The organism is Streptomyces bambusae, from assembly GCF_019400985.1.
In the GTDB taxonomy this organism is placed as follows: domain Bacteria; phylum Actinomycetota; class Actinomycetes; order Streptomycetales; family Streptomycetaceae; genus Streptomyces; species Streptomyces bambusae_A.
In genome coordinates, this window is record NZ_WTFF01000394.1 from 1 (window position 1) to 5,901 (window position 5,901).

Annotated in this window: 5 protein-coding genes and 1 pseudogene; 4 read left to right on the top strand and 2 right to left on the bottom strand. The window is 72.6% G+C overall.

Features of this window, described 5'->3' with window-relative positions; translation table 11 throughout:
- Positions 1-265 precede the first annotated feature (265 nt).
- The 4 genes from GPJ59_RS32385 to GPJ59_RS32400 all read left to right on the top strand — a co-directional run bounded on the left by GPJ59_RS32385 (position 266) and on the right by GPJ59_RS32400 (position 3,391).
- Positions 266-1,291 carry a 6-phosphofructokinase gene (locus GPJ59_RS32385; RefSeq protein ID WP_219671488.1) on the top strand — a complete coding sequence of 342 codons (1,026 nt, stop codon included), beginning with the start codon at positions 266-268 and terminating at the stop codon, positions 1,289-1,291.
- Positions 1,292-1,404: 113 nt separating this feature from the next.
- Positions 1,405-2,364, top strand: coding sequence for a cytochrome c oxidase assembly protein (locus GPJ59_RS32390; RefSeq protein WP_219671489.1), 960 nt, complete (start codon positions 1,405-1,407; stop codon positions 2,362-2,364).
- A 32-nt stretch (positions 2,365-2,396) separates the two neighbouring features.
- Positions 2,397-2,555 carry a hypothetical protein gene (locus GPJ59_RS32395; RefSeq protein WP_219671490.1) on the top strand — a complete coding sequence of 53 codons (159 nt, stop codon included), beginning with the start codon at positions 2,397-2,399 and terminating at the stop codon, positions 2,553-2,555.
- Between the two features lie 125 nt (positions 2,556-2,680).
- Positions 2,681-3,391, top strand: coding sequence for a lysophospholipid acyltransferase family protein (locus tag GPJ59_RS32400; protein ID WP_219671491.1), 711 nt, complete (start codon positions 2,681-2,683; stop codon positions 3,389-3,391).
- 42 nt (positions 3,392-3,433) lie between these two features.
- Here the strand turns inward: GPJ59_RS32400 and GPJ59_RS32405 are convergent, their stop codons facing one another.
- Together GPJ59_RS32405 and GPJ59_RS32410 are read right to left on the bottom strand one after the other, a co-directional pair.
- Positions 3,434-5,098 carry an alpha/beta hydrolase gene (locus GPJ59_RS32405; protein WP_219671492.1) on the bottom strand — a complete coding sequence of 555 codons (1,665 nt, stop codon included), beginning with the start codon at positions 5,096-5,098 and terminating at the stop codon, positions 3,434-3,436.
- 169 nt (positions 5,099-5,267) lie between these two features.
- Positions 5,268-5,786: pseudogene (locus GPJ59_RS32410) on the bottom strand (urease accessory protein UreD); the annotation flags it as partial.
- Positions 5,787-5,901 lie beyond the last annotated feature (115 nt).

Consider the following 5,901-nt stretch of genomic DNA (forward strand, 5'->3'; position numbering starts at 1 on the left):
CAGCCGGCCTGAGCCGCGCCCCGGCCGGCCTGAGCGGCGGCGCCCTGGTCGGCCCGGGCGGCGGCGCCCGGCCGGCCCGAGTTCATCCGCCGTACGGCCCGGATTCCCCTGGAGGAGTCCGGGCCGCGGTCTTTTCGTACGACCATCATGACCAGGATGTGGAGGATGGTTCAGTCCACCCTCCTTCCGCTTGTAGGGTGGCCGGTAGTTCCAACCGGACGACGTGGTCCGGTCGTCGGCCCACGTTGCAGAGGTTCTTCCTGCCATGCGCATTGGTGTGCTCACTTCCGGCGGCGACTGCCCCGGTCTCAACGCTGTCATCCGCTCCGTCGTGCACCGCGCCGTCGTCGACCACGGCGACGAGGTCATCGGCTTCCACGACGGCTGGAAGGGCCTGCTGGAGGGCGACCACCGCAAGCTCGACCTGGACTCCGTGGCCGGCATCCTGGCCCGCGGCGGCACCATGCTGGGCTCCTCCCGGGTCCAGCCCGCCCACCTGCGCGACGGCGTCGAGCGGGCCCGCGGCCACGTCGCCGACCTCGGCCTGGACGCCGTCATCCCGATCGGCGGCGAGGGCACCCTGAAGGCCGCCAACATGCTCTCGGAGGCCGGTCTTCCCATCGTCGGGGTCCCGAAGACCATCGACAACGACATCGCCTCCACGGACGTCACCTTCGGCTTCGACACGGCCGTCACCGTCGCGACCGAGGCCCTCGACCGGCTCAAGACCACCGCCGAGTCGCACCAGCGGGTCATGGTGGTGGAGGTGATGGGCCGGCACACCGGCTGGATCGCGCTGCACTCGGGCATGGCGGCCGGCGCGCACGCGATCATCGTGCCGGAGCGCCCGTTCGACATCGACGAGCTGACGGCGATCGTCGGTGAGCGGTTCAGCGCGGGCAAGCGCTTCGCCATCGTCGTGGTCGCCGAGGGCGCCAAGCCGCGGCCCGGCTCGATGGAGCTGGAGGAGGGCGGCAAGGACATGTACGGCCACGAGCGCTTCGTCGGCATCGGCAACCGCCTCGCCGTCGAGCTGGAGACGCGCCTGGGCAAGGAGGCCCGCCCGGTGATCCTCGGCCACGTCCAGCGCGGCGGCACCCCCACCGCCTACGACCGGGTGCTGGCCACCCGCTTCGGCTGGCACGCGGTGGAGGCTGCGCACCGGGGCGAGTTCGGCATGCTCACCGCGCTGCGCGGCACGGACATCGAGATGGTGCCGCTGGCGGACGCCGTACAGACCCTCAAGACCGTCCCGGCCGACCGGTACGCCGAGGCGCAGAACGTGCTCTGATCCTCCCGGCCCGTCCCGGCGGGTCCGGTACGTCCCGATGGGTGCCCCCGGACGCGAGCGCGTCCGGGGGCGCCATTACTGTGGTGGGGCATCACAGTCAAGGGAGTGGACACATGGATCACAGCGGGCACGGCATGGACATGGAGATGGACCTGCCGCCGTTCACTCTCGGGCGGGGTCTGGAGTTCTCCTTCGACGCCTTCTTCCTGTTCGGCAGCCTGCTGGGGCTCGCGCTGTACGGCTGGGGCGTGCTCCGGCTGCGCCGGCGCGGCGATGCCTGGCCGGTGCGGCGGACCGTCTCCTTCGTCGTCGGCGTACTGAGCGTCGCGCTGGTGATGTGCACCAAGCTCAACGACTACGGCATGGTCCTGTTCAGCGTGCACATGGTCCAGCACATGGTCATCAGCATGCTGTCGCCCATCCTGCTGCTGCTCGGCGCGCCCGTGACCCTGGCGCTGCGCGCCCTGCCGCCCGCCGCCCGCCGCGGGACCAAGGGCCCGCGCGAGCTGCTGCTGATGCTGCTGCACAGCCGCTACATGCGGGTGATCACCCACCCGGTGTTCACGATCCCGATGTTCATCGCGAGCCTGTACGCGCTGTACTTCACCCCGCTGTTCGACTTCCTGATGGACAGCAGGCCCGGCCACATCGCGATGATGGTCCACTTCCTGGCCGTCGGTCTGGTCTTCTTCTGGCCGATCATGGGCGTGGACCCGGGCCCGCACCGCCCCGGCTACGTCATGCGGATGCTGGAGCTCTTCGCGGGGATGCCCTTCCACGCCTTCTTCGGCATCGCGCTGATGATGGCGAGCGAGCCCATGATCGCGACGTACACGAGCCCGCCGGCCTCGCTGGGCGTCGACGCCCTGCAGGACCAGCAGTGGGCGGGCGGCATCGCCTGGGCGTTCAGCGAGATCCCCTCGGTGCTGGTGCTGATCGCGCTGGTCTACCAGTGGTACCACTCGGAGCAGCGGGCCGCGAAGCGGTCCGACCGGGCCGCCGACCGCGACGGTGACAAGGAGCTGGAGGCGTACAACGCGTATCTCGCCTCGCTCCAGGCGCGTGGCCGGTAGCGCGGGAGCTCCCGCAGGCGCCACCATGGGGCATGACCGGTTCTGTGAAGGCGATGGCCGTCCTGACCTTCGCCGCCCTGGTGGTGGTCGCCGGGTACTCGGTGGCGCTCGGCAGCAACGGCTGGCTGTGGTTCGGCTGGATCGTGCTCGGCCTGCTGACCGTCGGCATGGCGGCCTCCCGCAATTCCTGACCTGACCCGCCCGGCCGGGTCCCGGTCCCGTCCCGGCAGCGCCGACCCCTGCGCACCGCAGCTGACTGTCCGTAGGATGATGATGACGGCGCGGCGCGAGAAGACGGCGACGGGAGCGACGACCGGTGTTCTACCACCTGCTCAAGCATGTCCTGCTCGGCCCGCTGCTGCGGCTGCTGTTCCGGCCGCGGATCGAGGGACTGGAGAACGTCCCGGCCGAGGGGGCGGCCATCGTCGCGGGCAACCACCTGTCCTTCTCCGACCACTTCCTGATGCCCGCCATCCTCAAGCGGCGGATCACCTTCCTGGCGAAGGCCGAGTACTTCACCGGGCCCGGCCTGAAGGGCCGGCTGACGGCCGCGTTCTTCCGCAGCGCCGGGCAGATCCCGGTGGACCGCTCCGGCAAGGAGGCCGGAGCGGCCGCGATCCGGGAGGGGCTGGGCGTCCTGGCCAAGGGCGAGCTGCTCGGCATCTACCCCGAGGGCACCCGCTCGCACGACGGACGGCTGTACAAGGGCAAGGTGGGCGTGGCCGCGATGGCGCTGGGCGCCCGGGTGCCGGTGGTCCCGTGCGCCATGGTGGGCACGTTCGAGATCCAGCCGCCCGGGCAGGTGGTGCCGAAGCTCCGGCGGGTGACGATCCGCTTCGGCCGGCCGCTGGACTTCTCCCGCTACGCCGGGATGGAGGGCGAGCGGGCGGTCCTGCGGGCCGTGACCGACGAGATCATGACGGCGATCCTCGACCTGTCCGGGCAGGAGTACGTCGACCGCTACGCCACCGAGGTCAAGGCCGAGGAGGAGGAAGCGCGCAGGAGGGCCCGGCGCGGGACGCGCTGAGCCCTCCCCCGTCGCAGGTGCGGCCCGGCCGCTACCGCGCGGTCACCGCCGCGGCAGCAGCGCCGGCAGGTCCGCCTCCGGCTGCTCGGCCGGGGCCGGCGTCAGCGACCTGGCCGTGGCCGCCGCCGGCGGGGCCGGGGTGGCGTGCGGCTCGCAGGTCACGTCGTAGGCGTCGACCTTGCCGGTGAGCAGGTAGGCGTCGACCCGGCTGTTGACACACGGGTTCTTCAGCCCGGTGACGCCGTGCGAGCCGGCGTCCTTCTCGGTGATCAGGCGCGAGCCGGCCAGCCGCCGGTGCAGCTCGACGGCGCCCTCGTACGGGGTGGCCGCGTCCCGCTCCGACTGCACGATCAGCACCGGCGGCAGCCCGCGGCCGGCTCCGACCTCGACGGGCCGGTGCTGCTTGGACCGCCACGTCGCGCAGGGCAGGTTCATCCAGGCGTTGGACCAGGTCAGGAACGGGTACTCCTGGTGCAGGGCCGTGTTGTCCCGGTCCCACTTGGCCCAGCTGGTGGGCCACTTGGCGTCCGCGCACTCGACGGCGGTGTAGACGGCGTTGCCGTTCTCGGCGGCCGCGTTGCCGGCGGTGTCGGACATGTCCGGGGCGATCGCGTCGACCAGCGCCTGGGTGTCACCGGCGAGGTAGGCGCTCCAGGTCTGGGCGACGGGCACCCAGGAGGAGTCGTAGTACGGGGCGCTCTGGAAGAAGCCGAGCAGCTCGGCCGGGCCGACCACGCCGCCGAGCGGGTTCGCCTTGGCGGTGGCCCGCAGCTCGCGCCACTTGGCCTCGACCTTCTCGGGGGTGTCGCCGATGTGGAAGGCGGCGTCGTTCTTGGCGACCCAGGCCTTCCAGTCGTCCCAGCGCATCTGGAAGGCGACGTCCTGGTCGAGGTTGGCCTCGTACCAGATCTTCTCCTTCGAGGGGTTGACCACGCTGTCGACGATCATGCGGCGCACGTGCGTCGGGAAGAGCGTGGCGTAGACCCCGCCGAGGTAGGTGCCGTACGAGACGCCGATGAAGTTGAGCTTCTGCTCGCCGAGGGCGGCGCGCAGCACGTCCAGGTCGCGCGCGCTGTTCGGCGTCGTCATGAACGGCAGCATCCAGCCGCTGCGCTCCTTGCAGCCGTCCGCGTACTCGGCGGCGAGCTTGCGCTGGGCCCGCTTGTCGGCCTCGCTGTCCGGGACCGGGTCGGCCTTGGGCGCCTTGACGAACGCCTGCGGGTCGATGCAGGAGATCGGCGTGGAGTGGCCGACGCCGCGCGGGTCGAAGCCCACGAAGTCGTACGCCTTGGAAGTGCTCGTCCACAGCGGGTTCTTGGTGGTGACCCGGCGCGGGAAGCGCATGCCGGAGCCGCCGGGGCCGCCCGGGTTGTACAGGAGGGCGCCCTGGCGCTCCTCCTTGGTGCCGGTGTGGGCGATCCGGTCGACCGCGATGTCGATGGTGCGGCCGTTCGGCTTGGCGTAGTCGAGCGGGACCTTCACCCAGCCGCACTGGATGGGCTTCTCCAGGCCCCAGTCGGCGGGACAGTCCTTCCAGTCGATCCCGGTGCGGGCCGCCCGGGCGGCGGCGATCTGCACGCCCAGCGCCTCCGGGACCCCGAGGTCGGCGGTGGTCCGCGCGGCGGCGGGCGGGGCGAGGAGCAGGCCCGCGGCGAGCGTGCCGGCGATCAGAGTGGCGGCGCTGCCCAGCGCCGCGGTGCGTATCACGTGGTTGTTCCCCCTGCGTCAGGTACGGCCGTGGGCGGCCGACTTGGTCGACGAGCAGGAGGATCCTTTCGTTCGGCGCGGGGCGGGCGACAGGGTGGAGCGGTGTTCTTTGCCAACCCGATATTCGGTGGGGCCGGTACCGCTCAGCGGCGCGCTGCCGCCGGGCGCCTCACCAGCCGTGCACGGAGGCGGCCTCGTCCAGCAGGGCCCGTAGCCGCAGCGCGTCGGGGGCCAGGGCGGTGACGAGTACGGCGGGGCCGGCGAGCGGGGTGACGGCGGCCAGCTCGCCGAGCATTCCTGCGGGTACCGGGTTCTCCTCGAACGCCGGGTCCACGACGACGAGTTGGCCGACTGCGCGGTGTCCGGCGAGCCCGGCCGGGCCGTCCCAGCCGGCGGGTGCGCCGGGGCCGCAGATCAGCTCCTGGTCCAGCAGGGGCCGCCCGCCGCGGGTCACGGTCAGCCGGCTGCGCAGGCGGCCGGGCCCCTCGCCGGCGCGGCCGAGCACCTGCTCCTCGCGCAGCAGCAGCCGGGCGGTGGGGGCCAGTTCGGCGCGGGTGTGGACCCGCAGGTCGCTGCCGCGGACGGAGACGAGGGGCTCGGGCAGCCAGCGCAGCTCGGCGCCCTCGGCGAGGGTGAGCCGGGTCCCGTAGCGGGCGGGGGCGCCGCCGCGGCCGGGCAGGGCGAGGGTGGCGGAGGCCGAGCCGAGGGAGCGGCGGGGCGCGGGGCGGCGCGCTGGCCTCCCACATGGGAGGTGGCGGACGCGCGGGGGACGTCACCGGTCACGCCGGAGGGTGGGGTGCCTG

Coding starts and splice junctions, on each gene's coding strand:
- GPJ59_RS32385 (WP_219671488.1), top strand. CDS start 266: ATGCGCATTGGTGTGCTCACTTCCGGCGGCGACTGCCCCGGTCTCAAC.
- GPJ59_RS32390 (WP_219671489.1), top strand. CDS start 1,405: ATGGATCACAGCGGGCACGGCATGGACATGGAGATGGACCTGCCGCCG.
- GPJ59_RS32395 (WP_219671490.1), top strand. CDS start 2,397: ATGACCGGTTCTGTGAAGGCGATGGCCGTCCTGACCTTCGCCGCCCTG.